The organism is Saccharothrix hoggarensis, from assembly GCF_052936025.1.
Map to the genome: position 1 here is coordinate 2,749,976 of NZ_CP193624.1, position 25,159 is coordinate 2,775,134.

General features: G+C 68.9%; 19 protein-coding genes. 11 read left to right on the forward strand and 8 right to left on the reverse strand.

Annotation, left to right across the window (positions count from 1 at the left end; all coding sequences use genetic code 11):
- Nucleotides 1-3 precede the first annotated feature (3 nt).
- Nucleotides 4-2,877, reverse strand: a complete 2,874-nt coding sequence (locus ACRAKH_RS13020) for a hypothetical protein (RefSeq protein ID WP_380719401.1) — start codon at nt 2,875-2,877, stop codon at nt 4-6.
- Nucleotides 2,878-4,230: 1,353 nt separating this feature from the next.
- On the reverse strand, nt 4,231-7,089 hold the full coding sequence (locus ACRAKH_RS13025; protein ID WP_447009840.1) for an NACHT domain-containing protein: 2,859 nt from the start codon (nt 7,087-7,089) through the stop codon (nt 4,231-4,233).
- Nucleotides 7,090-8,093: 1,004 nt separating this feature from the next.
- Between ACRAKH_RS13025 and ACRAKH_RS13030 the strand changes: the two genes are divergently transcribed.
- Together ACRAKH_RS13030 and ACRAKH_RS13035 are read left to right on the forward strand one after the other, a co-directional pair.
- Entirely contained in the window at nt 8,094-8,864 is a 771-nt protein-coding gene (locus ACRAKH_RS13030; RefSeq protein WP_380719397.1) for a tyrosine-type recombinase/integrase, read from the forward strand.
- The gene (locus ACRAKH_RS13035; RefSeq protein WP_380719395.1) at nt 8,831-9,055 is read left to right on the forward strand and encodes a hypothetical protein; all 225 of its coding nucleotides are present in this window, start codon (nt 8,831-8,833) and stop codon (nt 9,053-9,055) included. Before ACRAKH_RS13030 ends, ACRAKH_RS13035 begins: the two co-directional genes overlap by 34 nt.
- A gap of 362 nt (nt 9,056-9,417) precedes the next feature.
- Here the strand turns inward: ACRAKH_RS13035 and ACRAKH_RS13040 are convergent, their stop codons facing one another.
- Entirely contained in the window at nt 9,418-9,543 is a 126-nt protein-coding gene (locus tag ACRAKH_RS13040) for a hypothetical protein (protein ID WP_380719393.1), read from the reverse strand.
- Nucleotides 9,544-10,267: 724 nt separating this feature from the next.
- On the opposite strand from ACRAKH_RS13040, the gene ACRAKH_RS13045 reads away from it, so the two are divergent.
- Together ACRAKH_RS13045 and ACRAKH_RS13050 are read left to right on the forward strand one after the other, a co-directional pair.
- Nucleotides 10,268-10,891, forward strand: coding sequence for an IS5 family transposase (locus ACRAKH_RS13045; RefSeq protein WP_447009969.1), 624 nt, complete (start codon nt 10,268-10,270; stop codon nt 10,889-10,891).
- Between the two features lie 284 nt (nt 10,892-11,175).
- Nucleotides 11,176-11,811 carry a carbonic anhydrase gene (locus ACRAKH_RS13050; RefSeq protein WP_380719389.1) on the forward strand — a complete coding sequence of 212 codons (636 nt, stop codon included), beginning with the start codon at nt 11,176-11,178 and terminating at the stop codon, nt 11,809-11,811.
- 38 nt (nt 11,812-11,849) lie between these two features.
- Here the strand turns inward: ACRAKH_RS13050 and ACRAKH_RS13055 are convergent, their stop codons facing one another.
- The 3 genes from ACRAKH_RS13055 to ACRAKH_RS13065 form a co-directional block, all read right to left on the reverse strand.
- Nucleotides 11,850-12,824: an L-threonylcarbamoyladenylate synthase gene (locus ACRAKH_RS13055; protein WP_380719387.1), complete on the reverse strand. Its 975-nt coding sequence runs from the start codon at nt 12,822-12,824 to the stop codon at nt 11,850-11,852.
- Nucleotides 12,825-13,019: 195 nt separating this feature from the next.
- Entirely contained in the window at nt 13,020-13,943 is a 924-nt protein-coding gene (locus ACRAKH_RS13060; protein WP_380719385.1) for a hypothetical protein, read from the reverse strand.
- 61 nt (nt 13,944-14,004) lie between these two features.
- Nucleotides 14,005-14,886 (reverse strand): hypothetical protein, encoded by an 882-nt coding sequence (locus ACRAKH_RS13065; RefSeq protein ID WP_380719383.1) that lies wholly within the window; start codon nt 14,884-14,886, stop codon nt 14,005-14,007.
- 975 nt (nt 14,887-15,861) lie between these two features.
- Between ACRAKH_RS13065 and ACRAKH_RS13070 the strand changes: the two genes are divergently transcribed.
- The 5 genes from ACRAKH_RS13070 (at nt 15,862) to ACRAKH_RS13090 (ending at nt 21,040) form a co-directional block, all read left to right on the forward strand.
- Nucleotides 15,862-17,412 (forward strand): DUF4331 domain-containing protein, encoded by a 1,551-nt coding sequence (locus ACRAKH_RS13070; protein WP_380719381.1) that lies wholly within the window; start codon nt 15,862-15,864, stop codon nt 17,410-17,412.
- A 67-nt stretch (nt 17,413-17,479) separates the two neighbouring features.
- The gene (locus ACRAKH_RS13075; protein WP_380719379.1) at nt 17,480-18,778 is read left to right on the forward strand and encodes a tetratricopeptide repeat protein; all 1,299 of its coding nucleotides are present in this window, start codon (nt 17,480-17,482) and stop codon (nt 18,776-18,778) included.
- 8 nt (nt 18,779-18,786) lie between these two features.
- Complete coding sequence (locus tag ACRAKH_RS13080) at nt 18,787-20,121, forward strand: nickel/cobalt transporter (RefSeq protein ID WP_380719377.1); 1,335 nt, start codon at nt 18,787-18,789, stop codon at nt 20,119-20,121.
- A 13-nt stretch (nt 20,122-20,134) separates the two neighbouring features.
- On the forward strand, nt 20,135-20,452 hold the full coding sequence (locus ACRAKH_RS13085) for a hypothetical protein (protein ID WP_380719375.1): 318 nt from the start codon (nt 20,135-20,137) through the stop codon (nt 20,450-20,452).
- Between the two features lie 39 nt (nt 20,453-20,491).
- Nucleotides 20,492-21,040, forward strand: coding sequence for an RNA polymerase sigma factor (locus tag ACRAKH_RS13090; RefSeq protein WP_380719373.1), 549 nt, complete (start codon nt 20,492-20,494; stop codon nt 21,038-21,040).
- Here ACRAKH_RS13090 and ACRAKH_RS13095 read toward each other — a convergent pair.
- Complete coding sequence (locus ACRAKH_RS13095) at nt 21,014-21,340, reverse strand: hypothetical protein (RefSeq protein WP_447009841.1); 327 nt, start codon at nt 21,338-21,340, stop codon at nt 21,014-21,016. The two genes, ACRAKH_RS13090 and ACRAKH_RS13095, sit on opposite strands and share 27 nt — an antisense overlap.
- A gap of 1 nt (nt 21,341) precedes the next feature.
- Nucleotides 21,342-22,154 (reverse strand): hypothetical protein, encoded by an 813-nt coding sequence (locus ACRAKH_RS13100; protein ID WP_380719369.1) that lies wholly within the window; start codon nt 22,152-22,154, stop codon nt 21,342-21,344.
- A gap of 281 nt (nt 22,155-22,435) precedes the next feature.
- Here ACRAKH_RS13100 and ACRAKH_RS13105 point away from each other — a divergent pair, with 281 nt between their 5' ends.
- Nucleotides 22,436-23,227, forward strand: a complete 792-nt coding sequence (locus tag ACRAKH_RS13105; RefSeq protein ID WP_380719367.1) for an IniB N-terminal domain-containing protein — start codon at nt 22,436-22,438, stop codon at nt 23,225-23,227.
- 1,273 nt (nt 23,228-24,500) lie between these two features.
- Nucleotides 24,501-25,124 carry an ANTAR domain-containing protein gene (locus ACRAKH_RS13110; RefSeq protein ID WP_447009970.1) on the forward strand — a complete coding sequence of 208 codons (624 nt, stop codon included), beginning with the start codon at nt 24,501-24,503 and terminating at the stop codon, nt 25,122-25,124.
- The last annotated feature ends 35 nt before the right edge of the window (nt 25,125-25,159 follow it).

Below are 25,159 nucleotides of genomic sequence, written 5' to 3' on the forward strand. Positions count from 1 at the left end.
CTCCTAGAACGGCCGGACTGCGGCGGCGATGCGCCCGAGCAGCCGGATTCGAGGACGCACCACGCCCGATTCGAGCATCAGAAAGTTCGCCCGGGTCGCGGTCGACAACAGGTCCTCCGGCGACGTCCCGGCGCCGGTGCGCTCCGCAAGCGCGATGAACTGCTGCAGGGGCAACGAGAAGGTCTCTGGTGAGGCGAGGACGAGCGCGCGCAGCGCCGAGTACACCGAGTGGAGCCACGGTTCGTTGGCACGACCGGTCGGCGAGAGATGGTCGGCCGCCGCTCGCTTGAACATCTCGTAGTGGTGGTTGTGCACGATGGAGGCGTGGCCGAGGCAGGAGTTGGTGAACTCCACAAACAGCTCGGGGGTCACCGGGGCCAGGCAGGACGAGGGGCGTTGGCTGTCGATGAGCCAGTCCCAGAACGACACCAGCAGCTTGCCGGTGAGGAACGGGTGGCCACCGGTCTCGGCATAGACCAGGTTCACGAAGTCCGGGTGCAGGTCCACGTGGCTGCTCATCATCTTCTGCACCAGTTCATGGAATTCGCTCACCGAGGTGGCTGCGGCGTCGTGCGAGAACAACGGGAAGGGGTCCTGCATGACGACCGGGCTGAGCTGGTTCTGGTCGGTGAGGATCCAGTGGGCGTTGGGCTGCTGTCCCATGAAGATGAGCAGGTTGTCACGGGTGAAAGCGACCAGCTGGTTGAGTAGGGGCTGGACCACGGTGTAGCGCAGTCCCGGATCCCGGATCATCGAGGTCCGCAGGTCGCCGAACAGCGTTTCATACTCGTCCAGCACCAGCACGACCCGGGCTTCGGTCGAAGCCGACAGGCATTGCGCGACCGTGCTGCCGACGAAGTCCTCGTCCAGCCGGTCACCGGACCTCAACGCCCGGCGTATTGCACCGTAGAACACGTCGCCGTCGGCCATCTGCCCGGTCGAGTCGCAGGTTTGCGCGACCACGACGGACTGGCCCGAGGTAGAACCGAGGTCGGTGGCGCATGCGGTGGTCTTGCCGCTGCGCCGCACGCTGCACCACAGCCGCACGCCGTTGCGGCGCTCGAAGGACTGCATGAGTCTGCGCACGCTGGTCCGGTAGACGTGGCTGTACCGGGTCAAGAACGGGCTCTCCAGTGGGAACTCGGCGGCGAAGTTGAAGTCGATTGGCCGCTGCCCGGAGGCGGACTTCGTCTCGTAGACGAGGTCTTCCAGCAGCGCGACGAGCCGGGTGTGCGGTTCCTCCGCCGCCGCGCCGCCGCCGGTGGCCACCACGATGTCGGACAGCCGCTCCGCGCTGAGTAACTGGATCCGCAGGTCAGCGCGCAGCGGTGCGATGACGGCGCCGACCGCGCGCCCCGCAGCCTCCTCGATCTGAAGCCGGTCGACGAACCTGGCGGAGGTGTAGCAGTGCACCTCGATACGCCGCGACCCCACCGTGCTGGGTGCGCCCTGGAGGGACACCTCTAGGCGGCGGTTGCCGTCGGCGTACTGCGACAGGGCCGGGAGCGGCGCGGCCGAGGGATCCTTGGTCAGCAGGACGTCCAGCGCGCGGACGAACGGCAGCACGGAGTCCTGGAGCCCGTCGAGGAGGTCGCCGGGTTGCAGGTTGCCCATCAGCTCGCGCAGGTCGTCGGCGGTGAGGAAGGGCAGCACGTGTACCCACGAGCCGGGGAAGCGCGGCAGGATCTTGCTCCCCACGGTGTCGAGCCTGGCGTTCGAGTAGCCGATCAAGATGCCCGAGGTCATCGCCGAGCAGAGCTGCCTGAGATGCCGCGTCGTGCCGGAGTGGTGGGCCTCCGCCAGCCTGGCGGAGTAGAACTCCAGCGGCAGGTCGAGGAAGCGCTGCAAGCCAGCCAGGGACTTGGTGATGGCGTAGTGCGCGCCAGCGGTGTTGTGCCCCATCTGGTAGCGGTACCCGCGCTGGAAGATGTCCGTCGCGTGGTGGCTGAGCCCGGCCTTCACGAGGTTGAGCCACAGCCCGGGCTTGTCACCGGACTCCAGCTCTGGCAGGAAGGCTTCGAAGTACTGGGAGAGCGTGTCGCGGTAAAACGTCGCCCACTGGAAGATGTGCCGGCGACCGAGGTCTTCGAGGTCTTCGCTGAGCCGGTTCTTCGAGTACGTCAGCGGCGTGCTGGACCGGTCTCTGGACACTGGGCCGGGACTGCCCGGTGGTAACACCGGGCGCGGCCGAGAAGCGACCGGTGGCGGCCCCTGCCGCGGGCCCGGGATCGGCACGCCCCGGTCGGACTCGGTGGACTCGGCGAGCTCCGTCGACGGGGGAGCAGGGTCGTGTGCGTAGTCGTCGGCCTCCGCTTCGGGCCGGTGCCCCGCGCGCTCGGCCCGGAGCAGCGCTTCGGCGAGAGTCTCGGTCAATGCCCGGCGGCGCTTGGGGAGGAAGCCCGCCAGGCACGCGTGGAGCTGGGCGGTGTAGGACAACAGGTCCGCAGGGTCCGCCGATCCCAGCAACGCCCGGAACTCCGCTTCGGCGCGTGCCGGCTGCACGGTACGGTTCAGCTGCCCGATCGTGGCCAGCGCCTGCGCCACCATGGGGCGTCCGTCACCGTTCTGTGAAGACGGCTGCTCGACCGCCGCGGCCCGGTGCGCGTCGGCGTGCTCTCCGTCGTCCGTCATGGGGACGGGCAGCGCCGAGGACTCGGCACGGCGCACCTGGAGGCGCCCGACCAGTACCTCCTGCAAGCGGCGACGGCGTTTGGGCAGGAAGACCGCGATCGCCGAGTCGATGCGCGGCCCGATTTCCCGCAGCTCCGCGTCTGAGCAGCCGGTGATGATCCCGGTGAGCAGCTCCTGGGCCTCGGCAGGGCGTACCGAGTCGTTCAGCTCACCCACCCGGTGCAGCGCTTCATCCCACCTGCTCATGCGGCCCAACTTCCCATAGCGGATTCGAAAGTCTCAGTTCCGAACCTGTTGCGGGCAGGACGGGTGCTCCCTATGTAGTGCCGACGGCGGACGCCGTTACGCACGCCCGAACTGCGGATGGGACCACCCGCGACCAGCTCTCGGTGGAGCGGCCCAACCTCGATCAGCGCGCGGTGGTGGAGGACTCGTGATGCGTGTCCTGGTACCCCCTGTGCTTGCCGAAAATGTCATCCACGCAGGTCAGGAAGCGTGGCGGTACTTGTTGAGGATGCCGCCAGACCGCTGTCGTCGGTGGAGGCGTTGTCGGGCCGGTCGGACAGCGGGTGTGGGAACAGTCGGTCCGTCGCTGCGGCGTTGCGGTCGGACGGGGCGTCGCCAGTCCGGGCCATGTAGTAGGCCGCGTTCTGGTGGGTAGCCGCCGGAACGCATCCCGGTGCCTCAGTGGGGTGGTTCGGGCGGCCATCTCGTCACGCTGGTGCCCGCCAGGTGCAGGAAGCGGTCGTCGAGTCCGCAGGTGAACGCGGCAGGCGGGTTGCGCAACGTGTACGCCGGTGCCGCAGGGCCGGGATGGCGTGGTCGCGCCATCTGCGAGTGACGCGGCGGACATAGCCGTATCGCTGAAGTGCTCAATCCTAGTGAAGTCTGGTCACTTGCGCCGAACGCACATGTGTTCGACGACTGTTGCGGTCGGCGGGGGCCTGAGGTGGGAGGAAGATGGGAGGCGATTGGGAGGATTCAAGGAGAATGAACCGGAGTGAACTGCAATGAAGTGCATTCACCTGCACCGTCGTCACCTGCTGATTTAGTGTTTCCGCAGGTCAGAGGACGATGTGGGCAATTTTGTGGGTTGGGTCTGCAACATATCGGTTGGTCAAGTGGTCGTCTCTTCAGGCTCTGCTGAAGGCGATCTGCGGTGTCCTGCATGACTCTATCGCTCCGCTTGGATGCTGCCGTTCGAGGTGCTTTTGCCGGCAGCAGAAGGGGGACAGCGCGGCATCGCGCAGCCGGCGGTACCGGTAGTCCCGGTTGCGGAGGCTGTCCCCGCCCTCCGATGAACCAGACTGCGCGGTGGCAGGTGCGTCGGCGCGTTCCGTACTCACCGGCTGCAGCGATGTCCGAGGTCGCGGGCTGGCGCCCTTCCGTGCGGTCGTAGAGCGATGCGGTGCCGATCGGGCGGTTGTGTCAGGAGTGGCGGGCGACGGCGTGTGGGGTGCCAAAAGTCGGCCTTGCAGCTCTGACCCGCCAGTTCAACCGGCGTAGCGTCGTACTGTCGATCAAGTGGTGTCGAAGATGCAGCTATCCTGGCTGCGGCCGCGATGTTCCCGGCGAGAACTGTGGGCACTTGACGAGTTGTCATTTGGGTTTGAGGGCGTTGGCTGCGGCTTTTCGGATCGTAAGGTCGAGGGCCGTGTTGTCGGCGAGATCTGCGAGCAGGGTCCTGGCGCGTGTGGTGTTGAGTTTGCTCAACTGGTCGATTGCCTTCAGGCGGATGGGCAGTTCGAGGTGTGCCAATCGGGCGACGCCTCCCCATCCGTCGATGCCCTCGACATCGACTAAGCGGTCCAGGGTGAGCTGTGCGCGTTGCACGGTGGTGGGGTCCGGGTTCGCCCGGTGGTCGGTGGTGCGTGCGAGCTCCGCTAAAGCGGCTGGATCGCGCAATCTGATCAAGTCACTGAGCACGTCGAACCGGATGTCGTCGTCCAGTGGCAGGCCCACCGCCAGGTCGATGAGTACTTCCCTGCCGCGTGGATCTTCCAGGGCGATCAGCTGCTGTGTCGCGACCAGACGGAAGTCAGGGTGGCGGGCCGGATCAGAGGCCAAGCCGTGGACCACGTCGCGTGCCGTTGCAGGGTCGTCGGCAGCCAGTTGCACCGCGGCGGCCAGCCGGTGGGGGACGGCGACTTCCCGATCAATCGCCAACTGGTGCAGCCAGTACGCGCGCCGCGTGTCGCCGAGCCTGCCCAGTTCGACCGCGGCGGAAAACCGCACGGCGAACGCGGCGGCGCGTTCTCCTGCCAGGTCGGCCAGCGCGGCCCCGGCTCGCCGGTCGTCGAAACGGGCAAGTTGCAAAGCCGCAAGAAGCCGGTCGTGGGGAGCGACGGTGCGGGGGTTGGTCAACGCCGTCATGGCATCGCCTCCGCGATCCCGGTCGACGGCCAGCAGTTCTGTCGAAGCCTGTAAGCGCAGGGGCACGGAGATGGTCGGGGAGAACGCCAGGTGGTGCAGGGCGTCGGCACCGAGCGAAGGTGCGTGTTGGAGCAGTTCGAAGGCTGCGGCCAGCCGCGAGTCTTCCGAGCCCAGGTGGTCACGGGCCAGGGTGGACAGCACGGCTGGCGCTTTGTCGTGTCCCAAGCCGGCCATCCCGACCGCTGCCGAGAGCCTGACCTCGAACGACGAGGTCAGATCACCGGTCAATGCCTCCAGTAGTCGGTGGCTGCGCTCGTCCTTGATCTTCGCGAGTTCGAGGGCGGCGGCCAGGCGCACTTCGGGTTCCCGGTGCCGGGTCGCCGTCCGTGTGAGAGCGGCGGTGGTGGCGGCCAGGACACCACCAGGAAGGTGCATGCCTTCCTCGGCCAACGCGATGACCAGTCGGCACCCCTCCAGGCCGCTGGCGTCGCGGCGTCGGACGAGCAGGTGCAGCGCCCACCGCAACCGCTTTCGCCCGGCCCAGGTTTCGATCAGGAAGCGGCAGAACGACGAAGCGTCGCTGGCGTCGTCTTCGCCCGACGATCCGAAGGGCGATCGGGACAGCGGGTTGCGCCCGCCTACCGACCCGAACATCCTGCGGAAGACATGTGCGCTTTCCCGCCGGTTCCCGGCCACCCGGCGGGCGGCCAGGAAGTCGCCGATGAACCGGTGGGGGAACACCAGGTCGGCTCCCCGCTGGGTGAGCAGACCGGTTCGGCGGGCCGTCGCCACGACGACGGCCCGCCACAGGTTCTCGGGTATCCGGGGTGGCCGGTGTTCTTGTGTCGTCTTGTCCAGTAGGTCCAGCGTCGTGCGTTCCGGTGAGCGTCGCTGGATCAAGGCGATGGCGGCGACCACGTCGGGCAGGTGGTCGAGCAGTTGGTCTGCCTCGTCCGCCGCGGGCGATCCGAACGCGGTGACGACGGCCGCGCGCAACTGGGCGGCGACACTGCTGGCGTCGTCGGTGAACATCCGCTCGCCCAGCAGTGCGGTGTAGCTGTCGAACAGTCGGTACCGACTCGCGGGCAATGCGTCCGACTGCCGGTTCAGGTACAACTCGCACAGCATGGTCGCCATCAACGGCACCCGCGAGAGCTTCGCGACCCCCACCCGGTCAACGGCCCGCAGGAACTGTTCCACCAGCCGGTCGGGCTCCGCCGCACCGGCCGCGGCGAAGCACCGGCCGGCCAGGTCCGCCAGCGATTTCCGGCCCAACGGCAGCATGCGGTACTTGGCGAGCCCCCACGTATCCGGGATGCCGTCGTCGGGCAACGGCCTGGCCGTCGGGTCGGGCAACGGTCGGGTCGTCAGGACGAACCCGTAAGTCGCGCTCGCGCGCCGAGAGAAGCCCTCCAGCATCTCCAGCACAGCGCGGCGTAGGGAGACCGAGACGACCTCGTCGAGACCGTCCACGAGAACCAACCACCGGCCCGCGGGCGCCGGAGCATCGCGGAAGAACCCGGACGACCAACTCCGGATGATCCCCAGAGCACCGAACCGGGCGTTGACCGCGCTGGCCAGCACCTCGGGCAGCGGGCGCGGAGAGACCAGGTCCACTGCCCGGACGAATACCGGAACCCAGGTGTGGTCGACCTCGTCACGCCACCGCGCGATGATCCGCAGCGCGCCCGCCATCAACGCGGTCGTCTTGCCAGAACCGGGTTCCCCCACCAGTACGCAGTCACCATCGCCCAGGACTTCGTGCGCCGGCAGCCGCGCACGTCCTCCTCCGGCGGCAGTCGTCACCCTCGTCGCCACTTGCTGGACCTGCATGGGCACCGGGGTCCACCCCGAGCCGGCCCTGCCCAGATCGCGCTCGAAGACCTCCACCGCCGCGTCGAGGTAGGCGGATAGTCGCGCCTGGGCGGACTCCCAACCGTCAAGTTCGGCGTGCTTCCCGGCCGCGCCGTTGCCCAGGCCGTCTCCGAAGAACACTGTTCCGTCACGGCCGATCTGGACGACCACTCCTCCCTTTGCACTGGCGGACTGGGTCACCTGGTGAGATACGCCGCTGGCATCGGTCATCCCACTACAGTGCAGCATCGCAACCCGCCAGAAAAGAACCATACCCACAGGGGGTGAAAACCGATTTTTGCGGCCCTATGCTTGCCGCAATGCCGTCCATGCAGGTCAAACAACATGGTGATATTCGTTGATGAATCCGCCCGGTCGTTGGCGGATGTCGAGCCGGGTGAGCGTTGGTTGGCCGTTGGCGATGCCCTAGTGAGGCGGTGGGTGTTGTAGCAGTGCTCGTACTCACGTAGGGCGTGGAGTAGGTGCTGCAGCAGGCCATCGGGCAGTCCGCAGGGAGGCCGCACGTCGTCGGTGGTGAAGCACTTCGGACAGGTGATGAGCACGGTGGTCCTTCGGCGTGCCGGCGAAGAGACGGCGTTCTGGTTCATCGGGTGCACAGCGGTGCTCCCGGACCCACAGGGCCGACAGGTCGCAGTAGCGCTGGTAGGTCCTCGCTGGCCACGCATCACCGGGGCCAGTGAAGTCCAGTTGCAGCGGTCGTGCAGTGAGGTGGCCACGACCCGGTCCCGTGCGTGGGTGCCAAAAGTCAGCTTCGCAGCTCTGACCTGCGAGTCGAACCGCCGTAGCTTTATATCGTCGATCAAGTGGATTCGAAGACGCAGCTGTCGTGGCTACGGCCGCGGTGCTCGTGGCGAGAACTCCGGCCACTTGACAGCCGCACATATGTTCGACGGTCGTAGCGGTCGACATAAGCCCGCCGTGGGAGGAAGATGGTAGGCGATTGGGAGGATTCAAGGAGAAAGAACCGGAGTGAACCGCGATGAAGTGCGTTCAACTGCACCGTCGCCACCTGCTAATTTAGCGTTTCCGCAGGTCAGGGATGATTTGGACAGTTCTGGTGGTCAAGGGGTCGCAGGTTCAAATCCTGTCGTCCCGACGGCCAAGAGGGTCTTCGCAGGTCAGACACTGCGAGGGCCCTCTTTTGGCGATCTTGGTTCGTTCTTCGAGGTCGAGCACGTCGCTCAGCGACACCTTGACTCGGAAGGACCACCGCGATGCCCCTGCTGGACCTGGACAAGATCACCACCGGCCTGTCGAAGACCTGGGCCGGATACCTCCGGGACTGGGACCGGACCCTGCGTTCGGCCAACCACCCGGAGACGACCCGCTACAACTACCTGCTCGCCGCCGCCCAGTTGGCGCGGTACCCGGCCGAGCACTCACCCGACCCGGACGCCGACGACGCGGCCGGCGACCCGTGCGACGTGACCAAGGGCCACGTCGAGGCGTTCCAGGCCTGGATGATCGACACCCGCTCGGCGGCCACCGCGCTGAACAAACACAAGGGTCTCCAGCAGTTCTTCAAGTGGCTCATGGTCGACGAGGAGGACATCGACCGCTCGCCGGTGGAACGGGTCAAGCAGCCAAAGCCGGCCAAGAAGCTCATCCCGTCATCGGCGATGAGGACACGAAGAAGGTCTGTCCTGGGCACCTGCAAGGGCAAGGGCTTCGTCCAGCTGCGCGACGAGGCGATCATCCGCCTCTACTGCAACACCGGCGCGCGGCTGTCCGAGGTCGGCAACCTGACCCTGGCCGACCTGGACATGAACGCCGACTCGGCGCACTACCACGGCAAGGGCAACAAGGACCGACGCGTCCGCTTCGGCCCCAAGACCGCCCGCGCCCTGAGCCGTTACCTGCGCGCCCGCGCCAAGCACAAGGGAGCCGACCTGCCCGACCTGTGGCTGGCCGACCACGGCGCCCGCCGCCTGGCACCAACGGCATCAAGATCATGCTCAAGCGGCGCGGCCTGGCCGCCGGCCTGACCGGCGTCCACGCCCACCGCTGGCGCCACAACTTCGCCCACGAGTGGAAGCGCGCCGGCGGCGACACGGGCGACTTGATGCTCCTACTCGGCTGGACCTCCGAGGACATGCCCCGCCACTACGGAGCCAGCGCGGCAGCCGAGCGGGCACAGGAGACGCAACTCCGGATGGGGATCGGCGAACATGTCTGATACCCGAGGTCGCCTTGCATGGATGCGCAGGTTCGGATCCCCGGCGGGAGCACCAAAGGATGGGAACAGGGCTGACCAGCTGTTTCACACCGGCAGCCTGGTGGTGGAGTCAAATTGCGGGCCGTCCGCGCCCGAGTAGCACCCGTTGGGGCGGGGCTTCGACCCGTCCCCACGCGGGGTGTTGGGACGCGAGACCCAGCGCCGTACCTGAATCACGGTCGCGGTCTTCTTGACGTTACAGATGTGATTCTCTGGGACGTGAGTCCCTGGCAGAGCGGCGCTTCGACAACGTCCGATCTACCAGGAGTTCCCTCGTCTGCGCACCAGAGGGTCGTCACCTGCCCAAGCTCCCACACGGCCACTTACAAGTTCAGGGTGATGGGCAGCGTCGAGAGCGCGGTGTTGTAGTAGGTGCAGTGGGTGGGGGTGGGGCAGGCGCGGCTGGCGGTGCCGACGGCCACCTGCACGTCCGGGTTGGTCGACAGCATGGTGCCGGCCATGACGTTGGCCAGGGGGCCGAGGTAGGTGGCGGTGTTGTGGACGCGGGTGGTGGCGATCCAGTTGTCGCTCGCGTCGTAGTAGCCGATCGTCCAGTCGGGGATGGGGTTCCGCGTCTCGTTCGGGTGATGCTCGGCTGTCGCGGTGTCGTGACTCTGCTAGGTGGAACCCTTGGGAAGCTGGCCCGGTATTCGGCGGGCTTCAATAATAAATGTACGGGGTTAACCTTGGGAGGTCAAAATGCAACGCTTGTTTGCGGCTGCAGTGGCCGCAGTTGCTTTGTTTTTGGTGGGTGGTGCCTCAACTGTCGCTGCCGCAGTGTCGTCTCCTACGGGTACCGCTAGCGAGCGGTCCCTGGCAGAGCGTTGGGAATGGGTTGACACCTTCGAGTATCAATTCGATTGCGAGGATGCTGGAGAGTACGGCCTGGACGCCGATTGGTGGTATGCCTACAAATGCGAGAAGAACCCATACGGTAACTGGGATCTGCTCGTCAAGGATTAATACCGCGCGGCTCCGGGGCGGCCCTCAGGGGCCGTTTCCGAGCTTGATCAGGTGAGGGCCTCTGGTGCGCAGACGAGGGAACTCCTGGTAGATCGGACGTTGTCGAAGCGCCGCTCTGCCAGGAGTTCCGTTGTTATCGTGCCCGATCCCCGCGGGCGGTGCACCGCGGGTGCCCCGTGCTGCCGCCTGTCCGCCTCCCACCAGCCCACCGTGCGGACGGCTCGGTATCCCACCGACGTCACCGACGCCCAGTGGGCCGAACTCGATCCGCTGCTGGCCGACCCGGCGTGCCTGGCCGGTCGGGGCGGGCGGTGGGAGAAATACTGCCGCCGGGTGATCGTGGACGCGATCCTCTACGTGGTCGACAACGGCATTAAGTGGCGTGCTCTGCCGGCCGACTTCCCGCCGTGGCCGACGGTGTACAAGCGTTTCGCCGCGTGCGAGAAGGTCGGTGCGTCGCAGCGGCTGCTCGACGCGTTGCGTGACCGGGTCCGGCTTGTGGAAGGGCGGGTGGGAGCGCCGTCGGCGGCGGTCGTGGACTCGCAGTCGATGCGCGCGGCCGCCACCGTCGGCCGGGCCACGCGGGGCTGGGACGGCGGGAAGAAGGTCGCCGGCCGCAAGCGCCACATCGTCGTGGACACCCTGGGCCTGCTGGTGGCGGTGCTGGTGACGCCGGCCTCGACGCAGGACCGGGTCGCCGCGCGCAGCCTGTTGCGGCGTCTGCGCGACATCGCCGGCGGGCGGGTCTCGTTGGTGTGGGCCGACGGTGCCTACACCGGCCCTCTGATCGACTGGGCACGAAAAACTCTTCGCCTGGTGGTCGAGATCGTTTAACGCCCGCAAGTGCCGTACTGCACCGTGCTGTCCAGAAGGTGGGTGGTCGAACGAAGCCTTGCCTGGATCACCGGACACCGCCGCTGCGTCCGCGACTACGAACGCTTACCCCACCACCACGAGGCCATGGTCCGCTGGTCCATGATCCGCATCACCAGTCGCCGACTCACCCGACAGCAGTAGCTCGGAAACAGCTACTCAGGTCAATGGGAAGATCGACTGCACGTCGCCGGCGGCAATGAGCTTTTCGTGGGACGGGCGAGGGCTTGGCTTAGGATGTGGGCATGCCCGAGATCCACTCCACGGCCCCCCTGGATGCCTTCGAGCTGCTGCTGGCAGGTAACCAGCGTTTCGTTTCCGGTACGCCGGAGCACCCGAACCAGGATGCGGCGCGGCGCGCGGAGATCGCACCGGCGCAGCGACCGTTCGCCGTGCTGTTCGGCTGTTCGGATTCCCGGCTGGCCGCCGAGATCATCTTCGACCGCGGCCTGGGTGACCTGTTCGTGGTGCGCACGGCGGGTCACGTGATGGACGCGCAGGTGCTGGGCAGCATCGAGTACGGGTCGGAGGTGCTGGACTGCCCGTTGGTGGTGGTCCTTGGCCATGACGCCTGCGGCGCGGTCAACGCCGCGTGCGCCGCGGTGGACGAGGGCGCGGTGCCCGCCGGCTACATCCGCGACGTCGTGGAGCGCGTCACGCCCAGCGTGTTGGCGGCACGGGCCGCCGGCCGCGTGGAGCCGCGGGAGATCGTCGCCGAGCACGTCAGCCGCACCGTCGACCTGCTGCTGGAGCGGTCGCGGGTGCTGGCCGAGCGGGTGGACACCGGCCGCACCGCCGTGGTGGGGCTGTGCTACCGGCTGGCCGACGGCAGCGCGCACGTCGTCGCGGCCCGCGGCTTGGAGCACGTTCCCGCGACCTGACGCGGCCCGCGGCTACAAGCCGCACAGCGGGCGGTCGGTCAGCGGTTGGGTCGGGGTCCTGCGGCTCGGCGGAGGCGGTTGGCGATCGCCAGTCCGACCCCGTCCTCGGGCGGCAGGGAGGCGATGATGAGGTCGCACCCCTCCCGGTCGAGTTCGCGCAGGAACCCGTAGAGGCCGCGCGCGTAGGCGGGCATCGAGGCGGGGACGGCGATCACGGCGTGTGCCGTCACCGGGGCGGTCGCCGAGGGCGGGAGCAGGATGCCCACCCGGTGACCCAGCGCACCGGCGCGTTCGGCCTCGGCGAGGAGGTCCTCGGGTTCGACCAGGACGACTTGCGCCTGCGGCGCGTAGTGGGACGGGTGTTGACCCGGCACCCGGACCTGGCTTGTCGAGTGGACGGCGAGCGGGTGTCCCAGGACGGTCTCGAGGTCCTCGCGCGTCACGCCGCCCGGTCGGAGGATGGCGGGAACGTCGCCGGTGGCGTCGACGATGGTCGACTCGAGACCGATGTGGCAGGGGCCGCCGTCGAGGATGAAGTCGACGGCGTCACCGAGTTCCGCCCGGACGTGGTCGGCGGTGGTCGGGCTGACCGAGCCGAAGCGGTTGGCGGACGGGGCCGCCACGGCGCCGCCGAAGGTGGTCAGCAGCGCGAGTGCGACGGGGTGGTCGGGCACGCGCACGGCCACCGTGTCCAGGCCACCGGTCGCTTCGAGCGGCACCCGGCGGCCGCGTCGCAGGACCAGGGTCAGCGGTCCCGGCCAGAAGCGTTCGGCGATCAGGCGCGCGGTGGGGGGAACGTCCTGGACCCAATCGTCGAGGCGCTCCGCACCGCTGATGTGGAGGATCAGCGGATGGGATGGTGGGCGTCCCTTGGCCTGGAAGATGCGCCTGACGGCGGTGGGGTCCTCGGCGTTCGCGCCGAGACCGTAGACGGTTTCGGTCGGCACGGCCACGAGACCGCCGTCGCGCAGGACACGAGCCGCATTCTCGATGTCGGTGGTTGGAGCGGACACCCGCGTAATCCTTGCAGTGCTTCCGCCGGCGCTGTTCGCGGGCCCCGAGGTCTTCCGCGACCTCGCCATCGGGAACCGAAGGGCGGAACACACAGGACGACTTCGGCCGGCTCATGGATGGCAACCGGCTGGTGGTTTCGACAGCAGAGGGCGGGACCGGCCACCGCCGGTCCCGCCCACCGCCTGTCGATGTACTTACACCAGGTGGCCGGTCAGCGAGTCGGCGTGGCCGCCGTCGCCGGCCGGGCCGGAATCGCCCCCGGTGGTCCAGCTGGTGTTGGTGGCGTCGCCGGTGGTGCCGGTGGAGCCGGTGTCACCGGAATCGCCCGAGCCGACGACGGTCGTCGACTCGTGGTGCCGAGCCCAGCCGTGGTGGTTCCACGACGAGTCGCAGTTGTTCCAGCCGTACTCCTTGCCGTGGCCCCAACCGCGGTTGCCCGGGTTCCAGGGGTTCCAGTTGTGGTTCCACTGGCCGTGGTGGCCGTCGGTGTATGTCACCGCTGTGTTGCCGCCGGTCGAGCCGCTGTTACCCGAGTCGCCGGAGTTTCCGGTCACGGCCTTGTTCGAGCTGGAGGCGTCGCCGCCCTGGCCCGAGTCGCCGCCGTTGCCGCCGACGGCTTCGGCGTTGCTGTCACCGGAGTTGTTCCGGTGGTGCCACCAAGCGCCACTGTTGGTGCCCTCGGTCCACGCCATCGCGTCGCCGCCGTCGCCGGCCGTACCGGAGTTGCCTCCGGTGGTGTGGCTGGTGTTGGTGGCGTCGCCGGTGTTGCCGGTCGACCCGGTGTCGCCCGAGTCGCCCGAGCTGACGTGGGTGGTGCACTCGGCCAGCACGCACACGCCGTAGGCGGAGTTGCCGCCGGTGGACCCGGAGTCACCCGAGTTCCCGGAGTTGCCGGACCGCGCCTTGTTGTGGCTGGTGGCGTTGCCGCCGTCGCCGGAGTCGCCGCCGTTGCCGCCGCCCGCCGTGGAGGTGACGGTGTTGGTGACCGACCCCACCAGCCCACCCAGGCCCAGCGGACCCTGGTCGACCGTGTCGGCGTTCGCGACTGACTGCCCCAGCAGGACGAACCCGCCGGAGATCACCGCGGCCAACAGGCCGCGTTGGACGTACTTGCGCATCGAGTTCCTTCTTCCCTTGAAGCCTTGGTTCGTGCAGTGGTCAGCTCACGAAGGGAAGAACTCAGCTCGGGTGATGTCGCCCGAACACGTAGCACCACGGCCGCAGCAACCAGCGCTCGGCGTAGACCATCTGAACGCCGTCATGCGGCACGATGCCCTGGTGGCCGGGCAGATCCGCCTGCCCGGACACACCGCCGGCGTTGCCGCCGGAGGACGCCGTGCCCGTCGCGCCGGCCAGGACTGCCTGGTCCGGACGCGGCGACCCCGGGCCGCCCCTATGCCCGCCATGCCACTGCGACGCCGCGACGTGCACTGCCTTGCCGTTCGACGTCGCCGTCGTCGCCCTGGTCCAGGGCGGAGCAATGGCCTTCACCGCAGCGGACGAACCCGTTGATGACGGTGGTGGCGACGTTTCCGCCGGGACGGCCGCGCCGACATCGGACCGGTCGACGTCAGCGGCGATCCCGACGGAGGCGGGTGCCTGCGACGACGCCCGCGTGGGATCGACGCCCAGCGCCTGCGGTCGGATACCCAGTGCCCGCTCCACCGGCGTCACCACCGGCTCGGCGGGACCCAGAAGCGGCTCGGTCACGGGCGCCAACAGCTCGAGCGCCGGCGACAGGGGTTCGGTGACCGGGGCCGGCAACGGAGCCGTCACCACCGGCTCCACCACCCCGACCACCGGTTCCACCACCGGTGCCGCGACTCGCGACACACCTGACACTGCCGGACCGGTCACTTCGAACACCGACGACACCGCGGGTGCCGCCGGTTCCAGGAGCCCACCGAGCAGTCCACCGCCCGGCGTCGACTCGCCGGGTGTCTGCGACGAGCGTGACGGACGGTCCTGCTCGTCGGCCTGTGCCGAACCTGCCGAGGCCAGCGCGACCAACCCGCAGCCGAGCAGGAAACCCGCCAGCAGCAGTGAACGTCGCAATACCACGGACCGGGAATCGAGCCGGGACGAACAATCTGTTCTCATGCAATCACCTCCCCTCTGCCAGGTATTCGGTGCCCTGTGCGGGTCGGTTCACTCGAAAGTGGAAGTTTTTTGGGTTCGTCCAGGTCGCGAGGTGCGACGAAAATCAAACATGAGTGTTGGGTGTGTTTTTCACGGTGAAAACCTGGCTGCTGCATTCACGTACTGTGGGGCTGGCGCCCCGCTGTCACGCAGCGCGGGCATGTGCCGCAGGCTCGTGTACCGGTCCGGGCCGCCCGTTCATGCGGAGCTCGGTCGTGGCGCACATGCTCAGTACCGGGGGACCGGTGCTCGCGATGGTGGAGCCAGCCTCTGTTCCGGATCTCCATCGGGTCCGATGACGGATGCCCCGGGGTTGCGGGAACCCGGTGGTCGCGTCGACGGTTGCTGGCCGTCAGTGTCTCGAGGCTGACCGACGGTACGCGGGTAGACGGTGACGAGCCGGTTCATGCCACGGATCCGGATGGGCCTGGCGAGGTTGGTGAGGGCTTTGACGGCCGTCAACGTGCCGCCGTTGGCGTGCAGTCGTCGCGAACGCTAGGCAGGGCGCTCAGGTTTGAGGAGTCGCAGAACCCGACCGCCGGAGAAGTCGAGCACGGTTTGCTCGCGGGTGGTCGTGGTCTCGGTGACGGTGCTCCTGCGGGTTGCTCACCGATGTTCTCCGCCTCGCCTCGGCCGCCTGGGTCGCCGGCCGGCCGCTGGATTTGTCCGGCCCGGCACAGCGTCCCTGCATGTCACCAGTCGCGAGCCGGTGGTCGGGGCGTTCGCCGACTTGTCGCCGACGATGTGCATTGCTCGGTCGGGTGAACCGGTGAACTTCTGCGCTGTCCACTCCGAACCTTTCGTGCCTGCTCGTCTCGGCAGGTCCCGCGACGGGTAGGCGTCGTTTCCGAAGGGACGGACATGTCAGCATCCCCTCCCACCCGTCGTAGGCGGCGTGTGGCGGTAGCCCTGATCGCGGCCGGTGGCACGTTGCTCACGGCCGGTCTGGTGGGCGGGTCCGGTTCGGCCGGGGCGTCCAGCCACCGGGAGGCGCCGTTGATCGCCGACGACCCCGCCGTGGACAACACCGACCTCTACGCGTTCGTCAGCCCGGACCGGTCCGACACGGTGACGCTGGTCGCGAACTGGTCACCGTTTCAGGAGCCGAACGGGGGGCCGAACTTCTACCCGTGGGCGACGGACGCCCGCTACGACATCAACATCGACAACGACGGTGACGGGTGCGCCGACCTGGTGTACCGGTGGACGTTCCGGACCGAGGACCGGCGGGGGAACTCGACGTTCCTGTACAACAACGGCCAGGTCACGTCATTGGACGACGAGAACCTGTTGTTCCGGCAGGCCTACACGCTGGAACTGCTCGACGCACGGGGACGGGGCAGGAAGCTCATCCAGTCGGGTCCGGTCGCTCCCTCGAACGTGGGTCCGGCGTCCATGCCCGATTATGGTGCGTTGCGGTCGCAGGCGATCGTCGACGTGCCGGGCGGTGGCAAGAGCTACGTCGGCCAGGCCGATGACCCGTTCTTCCTAGACCTGCGGGTGTTCGACCTGCTCTACGGCGGTGACCTGTCCGAGGTCGGGCAGGACACGCTGGCCGGCTACAACGTCAACACGATCGCCCTGCAGGTGCCCAAGTCGCAGCTGGCGCTCAAGGGCAACGCCGACCGCAACCCGGTGATCGGCGTGTGGAGCGACACCGAACGGCGGACCCTGCAGCTCAAGCCGGGTGAGGAGCGGGCTGTGGGCCCGTACGTCCAGGTCTCCCGGTTGGGCAACCCGCTGGTCAACGAAGTGGTGGTCCCGGCCGCGTTGAAGGACCGGTTCAACGCCATCACCCCCGACCAGGACGCGGACATCCCCGAACTGGTGCAGCGGGTCACCGACCCCGAGGTGCCGAAACTGGTCGAAGCGATCTACGGCATCCCCGCACCGGCGACGCCGCGCAACGACCTGGTGGAGATCTTCCTCACCGGGATCACCACCAAGGCGGGCGGGCCCATCCAGGCAGACCTGAACTCGCAGCTGAACAACGCGGACGTCAACCCCGACCGGTTCACGCCGTCCGAGCAGCTCCGGCTGAACACGGCGGTGCCCGTCGCGGCGCAGGCCAACCGGCTCGGCGTGCTCGGCGGTGATCTCCAAGGCTTCCCCAACGGCCGCCGGCTCACCGACGACGTGGTCGACATCGGCGTCCAGGCACTGGAGGGCGCCGCGGTCAGCGGCATCGTGCCCGCGCTCGCGGCCGGTGACCGGGCGGACGCCAACGACCGGGCGTTCGACGCCTCATTCCCCTATGTGGCGCTGCCGCACAACACCGCGGTCAACACCTCGGCCGGAGCGGTCCCTCCGGCCGGCGGTGGCGGTGGTGGCGGTGGTGTCCCACCCGGTCTGCTGCTCGACGCCGTGTTGGCGGCGTTGCTGATCGGATCGGGTGCCTGGCTGCTGCGCGGTCGTCCCCACTGGATGCCGGCCCGCGCGGTCGCCTAGGCCGGTGGCCGTGGGACGGGTCGACCCCCAACCCGTCCCACGGCCGCCGCGGAGGTGGTTCACCAGCATGACCCGTCGCAGGATCGTCGCAGTCCTGGCCATCGTGGCCGGCGTCGCGGTGCTCGCGTCGACCGCTTCGGCGTTGACCGGCCGGCGCGGAGAGGACGACACACCGCAGCCGCGAGCCGCGTTGGCGCACAGCGGTGCGCAGCGCGTCATCGCCGCTGCGCAGGACAAGCTCCGCCGGTCACCGAAGGACGCGGCGACCTGGGCGTTGCTCGGCAGCAGCTACGTCGAGCAGGCCCGGATCACCGGCGATCCCTCGTACTACGGCAAGGCACAGGGCGCGTTGGAGACGTCGCTGGAGCTGCGACCGGCGGACAACGGGCCGGCGTTGCTGGGCCTGGGCGCGTTGGCCAATGCGCGGCACGACTTCGGCGCGGCTCGTGACCTCGCCGAACGTGCGCGGGTGTTGCTGCCGGACACCGCGGAGGTGTACGGGGTGCTCGCGGACGCCTTGACGCAACTCGGCGACGCGACCGAGGCGGCGGCGGCCGTGCAGCGGATGCTGGACCTCGAACCGGGCGTGGCCTCGTTCACCAGGGCCGCGTACGACTTCGAGCAACGAGGCGACCTCGACGCCGCCCGCCACGCCCTCGATCGTGCGTTGGAGGCCGCGTCGACCCCGGCGGACGTCGTGTTCTGCCGGTACCACCTGGGCGAGTTGGCGTGGGACGACGGCGATCCGGACCTGGCCGCCGAGCACTACGGGCGAGGACTGCTGCTCGACCCGCAGGACGTCACCCTGCTGCACGGCATGGCCAAGGTGGCCGCCGCCCGTGGGGACGTGAACGCGGCGCTGACCGGGTACGCCGACGTCGTGCGGCGCGTGCCGGCACCGCGGTACCTGCGCGAATACGCCGATCTGCTCGGGTCCCACGGCCGCGAGGCCGACGCCGCGGCCCAGTTCACGGTCCTGGAGCGGCAGTTCGAGTTGTCGCGGGCGGCAGGTGGAGCGGACGACCTGGAGGGTTCGGTCGTCGCGGTCGATCGGGGTGACACGGCCCAGGCGCTGCGCCTGGCCGAGGCCGAGTGGGGTCGCAGGCAGCACGCGCTGGTCGCCGACGCGCTGGCCTGGGCGCTGCACCTCAACGGCAGGCACGCGGAGGCGTTGGGCATGGCCGAGCGGGCCGCCGCGACCGGGTGGCGGCACGCGGGTTTCGCCTACCACCGGGGGATGATCCTGGCGGCACTGGGCCGCACCGCCGAAGCGATCACGGCATTGGAAGAGGCGTTGCGGATCAACCCGCACTTCTCGTTCACCGACGCGTCGAAGGCCCGCGACACCTTGGCAGGCCTGCGGTGAGGTCACTGGTGGGCGTTCTGTTCGGTGTGTTGTTCCTGGCGGTGCCGCTGGAGGCCTCGGCGCACCCGCTGGGCAACTTCACGGTGAACCACTACCACGGCATCACCGTGCGTCCCGATGGTGTCGAGGTGCGTGCCGTGGTGGACCTCGCGGAGATCCCGACGCTGCAGGAGCGCCCGGCCGTACAGCCCGGCTACGCGCAGCGGACGTGCGCGGAGCGCAGCCGTGCGACCGCGGTCGAGGTCGACGGGCACCCGCTCGCGGTGCGGCTGACGTCCAGCGCGGTCGAGTTCCCTCCGGGGGAGGCCGGTCTGGCCACGACGCGGTTGACATGCCTGTTCGACGTCGCGGTGTCGCTGGACCAAGCGGCGACGGTGACCGTCCGTGATTCGCTCGAGGTGGGACGACTCGGCTGGCGCGAGATGACCGCCGTGGGGGACGGCGTCGCGTTGGTCGACCCTCCGGTGGCCGCACGGAGCCTGACCGCCGAGTTGAGGACCTACCCGGAGGACCTGCTGGCAGACCCTCTCGACGTCCGTTCGGTGACGCTGCGGGTCGAACCCGGAACGTCGACCGACTCGGGTGGCGCCGACGCCCCTGGTGGGACGACCCTGCTCACCGCGGCCACGCAGAAGTTCACCGGCTTCGCCGGCAGCCGCGACCTGACCCCTCTGGTGGGCGTGCTCGCGGTGCTGCTCGCCCTCGTGCTCGGGGCTTCCCACGCGGCACTGCCGGGTCACGGCAAAACGATCATCGCCGCCTACCTGGCCGGGCGCGACGGAACCCTGCGGGACGCGGTCGTGGTGGGGGCCACGGTGACGTTCACGCACACCGCGGGGGTGCTCGTGCTGGGGCTGGTGATCAGCGCCTCCAGCACCTTGGCGGGGGAGTCGTTGCTGCGCTGGCTGGGCTTCACCAGCGGGGTGCTCGTCGCCGCGGTGGGGGCGTGGTTGCTGCGTTCCACCGTGCGGCCACGGGAACCGGTCACCACCGGCCACGGCCACGGCCACGGCCACGGACACGGCCACGTGCATCGGACGGGACGAGCGAGCCTGGTCGGGATGGGCGTGGCCGGCGGGTTGGTGCCCAGCCCGTCGGCGCTCGTCGTGCTGCTGGGCGCCGTCGCACTGGGCAGGACTTGGTTCGGCGTGCTGCTGGTCGTGGGCTACGGCGTGGGGATGGCAGCCACGCTCACCGCCGTGGGCCTGCTCATGGTGCGACTGCGCGACCGCCTGGCTGCGGTGGAGCGCTTCCGCGACCGGTTCACGGCCCTGCCCGCCATCACCGCGTCCCTGGTGCTCGTCGTCGGTCTCGGGCTCGCCGTCCGGGCCGCTCTCGGATAGGAGTCGCCTCGCAATGCGTCCCTACGTCGTGCTGTGCGCAGCGGTGCTCGTCGCGTGCTCCGCTGAACCGGACCCCGGCCCTCTGTTCGACAACGAGGGTGCGCGCGACATCACCTGCCTCACGCACCAGGCGAATCCTCCGGGTGTTCGCTACGACGACGAGAAGCTGCGCCGCACCGACGAGGTGATGCCCTTGTTGCGCTACTACACGGCGCACGGTCGCAAGCCGTTCTGTGATGCCGAACCGGCGACGGAGATCGACCGGGCGTGGGTGCAGCTGTACGTCAGCCTCGGCGCCGGTGGGGCGAACGTGGCGGATCTCCTGGGCTGAACACCAATCCGAACGCGCGTGGTCGCCGAACACCCTGATGTGGACGACGGTTCTCCCGAGGACCTGCTCACCCGCGCGATCGCCGGAGATCACGACGCGTTCACCCTGCTGTACCGGCAGCACGTCACGTTGGTGCGGGGTATCGCGTTCACCGTGATAGGTGATCGCGCCCAAGCGGAGGAGGTTGCCCAGGACGTGTTCCTGGAGCTTTTGAGCGCCACGTCGACCTACGATGTCGCGCGGGGCAGCGCGCGGACTTGGTTGACGATGCTGGCCCGCCGTCGTGCGATCGACCGGGTCCGCGCGGCTCGTGCGGCCAGGACGCGCGATGCGCTGACCGCGTCCAAGGACCTCTCGCTGACCGTGCCGGACCCGTCGGAACAGGTAGAGCTGCGCATGACCGCCGAACGCATGCACGTGGCGATGCGCAGGCTGCGGCGTGAGCACAGCGAGCTGCTGTTGCTGACCTACTTCGGTGACATGTCGCAGCGGGACGTGGCCGCACGCCTGCGGGTGCCGGTGGGCACGGTGAAGTCCCGCCTGCACCTGGCACTCGCGGCGCTACGCCGCCTGCTGGTCAACGGGTGACGACCGGGTGATACGGGTCAGTGCGGCACGTGGGACGCGCCGCAGTGCCGCGGTGCGCCAAGAGCCCGTCGTGGTCAGCGCGATCGCGGCCACGTGGCGTGCCTGTGGGTACCGCGCGCCGGCGAGCACGTCGGCGGCGCGGGCCAACTCTCCACGTCGTGCCAGCACCGAAGCGGCGACGAAGAAGCCTTCCTCGGTGCGCGCGGCGGCGTCCACGGCGCGCAGCGCACCGTCCAGGTCACCCGCCAGAGCACGTGCCGTGGCCAGCGCTGGTGCCAGGTTGACGGTGGACGCGCCCACGTCACCGGCCGCGTCGAGCAACCGCGCCGCGAGGGCCGGGTCGTCCCCCCATCGCCTCGCGTCCGGCGGCGACGAGCAACTCCGCCTGCCCCATCGCGGCGATCGGCGATTCGAGCAGCGACACGGCGAGCCTGCGGATCGGCTGCCGCCGCCCTCGATGCGCCGCCACCAGGTCGCGCAGCGTCGCCGCGCACTGCCCGGGATCGGTCAACGCGCGGCAGGCCTGGGCGACGATCGGCACCAGCGTGCCGTCGGGGCGAAGTGCGCTCGCCGCACGGGCACCGTCCACGGCGAGCATGAGAGCAGCGGCGTCGAGGTCGAGGGCCGCGCCGAGCAGGTCGCGGTCCAGCGGGGCGCCCAACGCCAGAGCCGACACCAGCCGTCGGACGCCTGGTGCGAACGCGTCCAGCACGGGGGCCAGCGACCCGATCGGGTCGGACGACACCGCGGACAGCAGGAAGGCCGGCACACCGCCGGTCCGGTCGAACAACGCGGACGCTTCGTCCCCGGTGACCTCGGTGCCGACGCGTTCGCGCACGCATCCGGCGACCTGGTCTTGGCGCAGCGGCCCGAGCCGGATGCGCACCACATCGGGACCGAGGTCGCGGACCGCCTCGTCCAGCCGCCGGTTGCGGTGCGGCACGCGTTGTCCGATCGCGAACAACCGCCTGTCCCCGGCCTGCCAGGCGATCACCTCGTCGGACTGGAGGTGGGCGTCGTCCACCACGGTGAACCGCTCACCCAAATCGCGCAGCAACGCGGTCTTCCCGCAACCGCCGGGGCCGCTGACCACCACGTGCGCGGCCGTGGGCACGCGGTTCAGTGCCGGACGGTGGCGGGTTCCAGCACCAGCTCAGGCGAAGCGGACGGTGGCATCTGGGCGTGGACCTCCTCGACGGGCACTGACCTACGTTCGTCACGCTCACCCGATCGGTTCACCGAACTGGGGCATGCCCGAGCCCCTAATGGCCGCCACGGTGGATCCCCTACAGCGGGACCGCCCATCAAACTATGAGCGTCGCCCGATGTGGTGAAGGACGTGGAGGCCTAACTTCGGTCCGGTAAACACCAGGCCCACCGCTCGGGAGCACATAGATGGACCCCGTTCAGACCCTGCACGACTTCACCCTGAACCTGCTCAGCGACCCGCAGGCACGGTCCGCATTCCAGTCCGACCCGCAGGGCGCCGTCAACACCGCCGGTCTCGGCGACCTGAACGCGGGTGATGTGCACGAGATCCTGCCGCTCGTCCTGGACTACGCCCCGGCGCAGGGACTCGGTGACCTCGACTCCACCCTCGACCTCCTGTCGTCCGACAACGCGCTCGACCTGCTCGGCGACAGCCCGCTCACCCTGGGCCAGGACGTGCTCGGCCAAGGCATCGAGGACAACACCGCCACCGCGCCGCTGGCGGGTGTCGCGGCCGCGGCCCAGCACCTCGCCGGTGACACCACCGCCGACCTGGCCGACACGCTGGACGCCGACGTGCTGAACACCGTCGCCGACACCACCACGCACGGCAACGTCACCGATGTCGTCGGCGACCTCACCGCAGAAGGGTTGCCCTCCCACACCGACCTGCTGGAGACCACGCACCTCAGCGGAACCGTCGAGGACGTCACCACCGGCCTGCACGGCGACTCCTCGATCGACGACCGGCTGACCGGCGACCATCTGACCGGTGACATCGGCGACGTCACCGACAACGCACTGGGCATCCAGGACGTGGTCCAGACCGGCGACGTCCTCAGCGACGTCGGCCACCTGGGCGACGTCACGACCACCGTCGGCGACATCACCCACGTCGGCAACCTGACCGACGTTGCCAACAGCATCGGCAACGTCGACGTGGGCGGCGTGTTCAGCGGCAACGGCGTCGACTTCTGAGCGACAGGTGGTGGTCCGTAGGGGGCTGCGGACCACCACCTCGGTTGTGTCGCGACTCGTACTTTCCGTGGCCGGGCGGACCTCTCGCACGTCACCGGCCGCGGTGCGGGACCGGCCGCGGGAAGTCGACTTCCGAGCGCGTGGGGCGTGGTTTCATCCGCCGGCAGGCAGATGACGACTGCGACAGCAGTACGTCACCGTGCCTCTCAGCCTCGACCGCCGCTGCGGGACTCCGAGGCCCACGGCGGGACAAAGTGCTTGCCGTGCCGTATCACCGCGTGCTCGACGCGGTAGGCCGGCGTGCCGGTGGCGTCGACTCGTTGCCGTGCACTAGTTGGGGTGTACTTCCTGCGGGGTGGTGTCGATCCTGTTCGGTTCACACAGAAGGAATTGACTCGTGGGTGGTCGCCGACCTGGAGCATGAGTGTCATGACTGCATGCAGTCCCCGGTTGGACCGGTGGCCAGGCCTGTGAACTTGACGTTGCGACCTTTCCCCTGCTCAAAAGGAGATTTCGTCCGACAAGCATGAGCGCGGGGCGGCTGGCATCGGTTCACGATGGGGTCGTAGGGCGTGCGGCCGGCAGGCAGGTTTGGTGCAATAGGTCCCGTACACCAAGGAAAACACACGAATCCCGGTCGGCAGACTCGCGATAGAGGCGGGTGACGCGACCGGTGACAGGTCCGGCGGCGGTTCGGCGCACGTGGGCGAGGTGCAAGGGTTGGTGCACCGCGACTCGTGGCCTCTCCTGTGGTTCGATGGGCAACCGGACCACGGGCGCCGCCGCCGGACCGTCCTCCAGTCTTTCTGCTGTGCGATCGGCACAACTAATCCGGTCGAGCCGCAGATGCCATTCGCTGCAGCTGTCGAACTGGGCCGAGCCTGCCTTCTGGCGACGCGGTCGGACGCGAAAGCGGCGAGCAGGTCGAGAAGCGCGCTCGCGGGAGTGTCAACCGGACTCGCGAGGCATGTTCGTGCGGTCGCGGCTGCGATGTGGAGGTGACTGGCGGGTAGACTCCGCGGCGCCCACGCTGGTCATGACTCGGCTCTCGATCGGACTAGTGCCTTGGTCAGCGGCCCCGGAAGCGGTACCGGCCGCCTACGGCGGCTCCTCCGGCAAGGCGGTGTCCATATGACGGCTGACAGCGAGCAGGACGGCGAGGCCGGCCGCAATGATGGGCAGACGTTGTCGGGTCATACCATCGGCTACGGGGCCTTGAGCGATCTGGCGATGCAGTTGGGGACTTGGCGCGTTATCTCCAGGGCAAGACAGCCTGGAGGACACGTTGCGCGGCATCGTGCACGCGGCGGTCGGCACGGTGCCGGGCGTGAAGTACGCCGGGGTGTCGGTGGTCGAGGGGCGCACGACGATGAGTACGCCCGCCGCCTCCGACGAGCTGGTCTACAAGGTGGACGAGGCGCAGATCGACTTCCACGAAGGGCCGTGCATCGACGTGCTGTACGAGCACCGCACCGTGCGGCTGCCGAACATGGCCGAGGAACAGCGCTGGCCGCAGTTCGCCGCCCGCGCCGCCGAGCTCGGCGTGGGCAGCATGCTGTCGTTCCAGCTCTACGTCACCGGCGACGACCTGGGTGCTCTCAACCTGTACTCCGGCCACGCGGACGCCTTCACCGACGAGTCCGAGCAGATTGGCCTGCTGTTCGCCACCCATGCGGCGGTGGCGATGGCCGACGCGCAGAAGCTGGCGCGGATGTCGCGGGCGATGAACACCCGTGACCTGATCGGCCAGGCCAAGGGCATCCTCATGGGACGTCACAAGATAACCGGCGATCAGGCGTTCGCCGTGCTGGTGCGGGCCAGTCAGCACACCAACACCAAGCTGGTCGAGGTGGCCGAGTACCTGGTGCACCCCGACGCCCTTCCCCTCGATCGGTAGCAGGAGGTCATCGCGGATGGCCCCGAGGCGGGGTG

What these genes read in the sequence shown, in the direction of transcription:
- ACRAKH_RS13020 (WP_380719401.1), bottom strand. Translation starts at nt 2,877, where the DNA reads ATGAGCAGGTGGGATGAAGCGCTGCACCGGGTGGGTGAGCTGAACGAC.
- ACRAKH_RS13025 (WP_447009840.1), bottom strand. Translation starts at nt 7,089, where the DNA reads ATGACCGATGCCAGCGGCGTATCTCACCAGGTGACCCAGTCCGCCAGT.
- ACRAKH_RS13030 (WP_380719397.1), top strand. Translation starts at nt 8,094, where the DNA reads ATGCCCCTGCTGGACCTGGACAAGATCACCACCGGCCTGTCGAAGACC.
- ACRAKH_RS13035 (WP_380719395.1), top strand. Translation starts at nt 8,831, where the DNA reads ATGCTCAAGCGGCGCGGCCTGGCCGCCGGCCTGACCGGCGTCCACGCC.
- ACRAKH_RS13040 (WP_380719393.1), bottom strand. Translation starts at nt 9,543, where the DNA reads ATGCTGTCGACCAACCCGGACGTGCAGGTGGCCGTCGGCACCGCCAGC.
- ACRAKH_RS13050 (WP_380719389.1), top strand. Translation starts at nt 11,176, where the DNA reads ATGCCCGAGATCCACTCCACGGCCCCCCTGGATGCCTTCGAGCTGCTG.
- ACRAKH_RS13060 (WP_380719385.1), bottom strand. Translation starts at nt 13,943, where the DNA reads ATGCGCAAGTACGTCCAACGCGGCCTGTTGGCCGCGGTGATCTCCGGC.
- ACRAKH_RS13075 (WP_380719379.1), top strand. Translation starts at nt 17,480, where the DNA reads ATGACCCGTCGCAGGATCGTCGCAGTCCTGGCCATCGTGGCCGGCGTC.
- ACRAKH_RS13085 (WP_380719375.1), top strand. Translation starts at nt 20,135, where the DNA reads ATGCGTCCCTACGTCGTGCTGTGCGCAGCGGTGCTCGTCGCGTGCTCC.
- ACRAKH_RS13105 (WP_380719367.1), top strand. Translation starts at nt 22,436, where the DNA reads ATGGACCCCGTTCAGACCCTGCACGACTTCACCCTGAACCTGCTCAGC.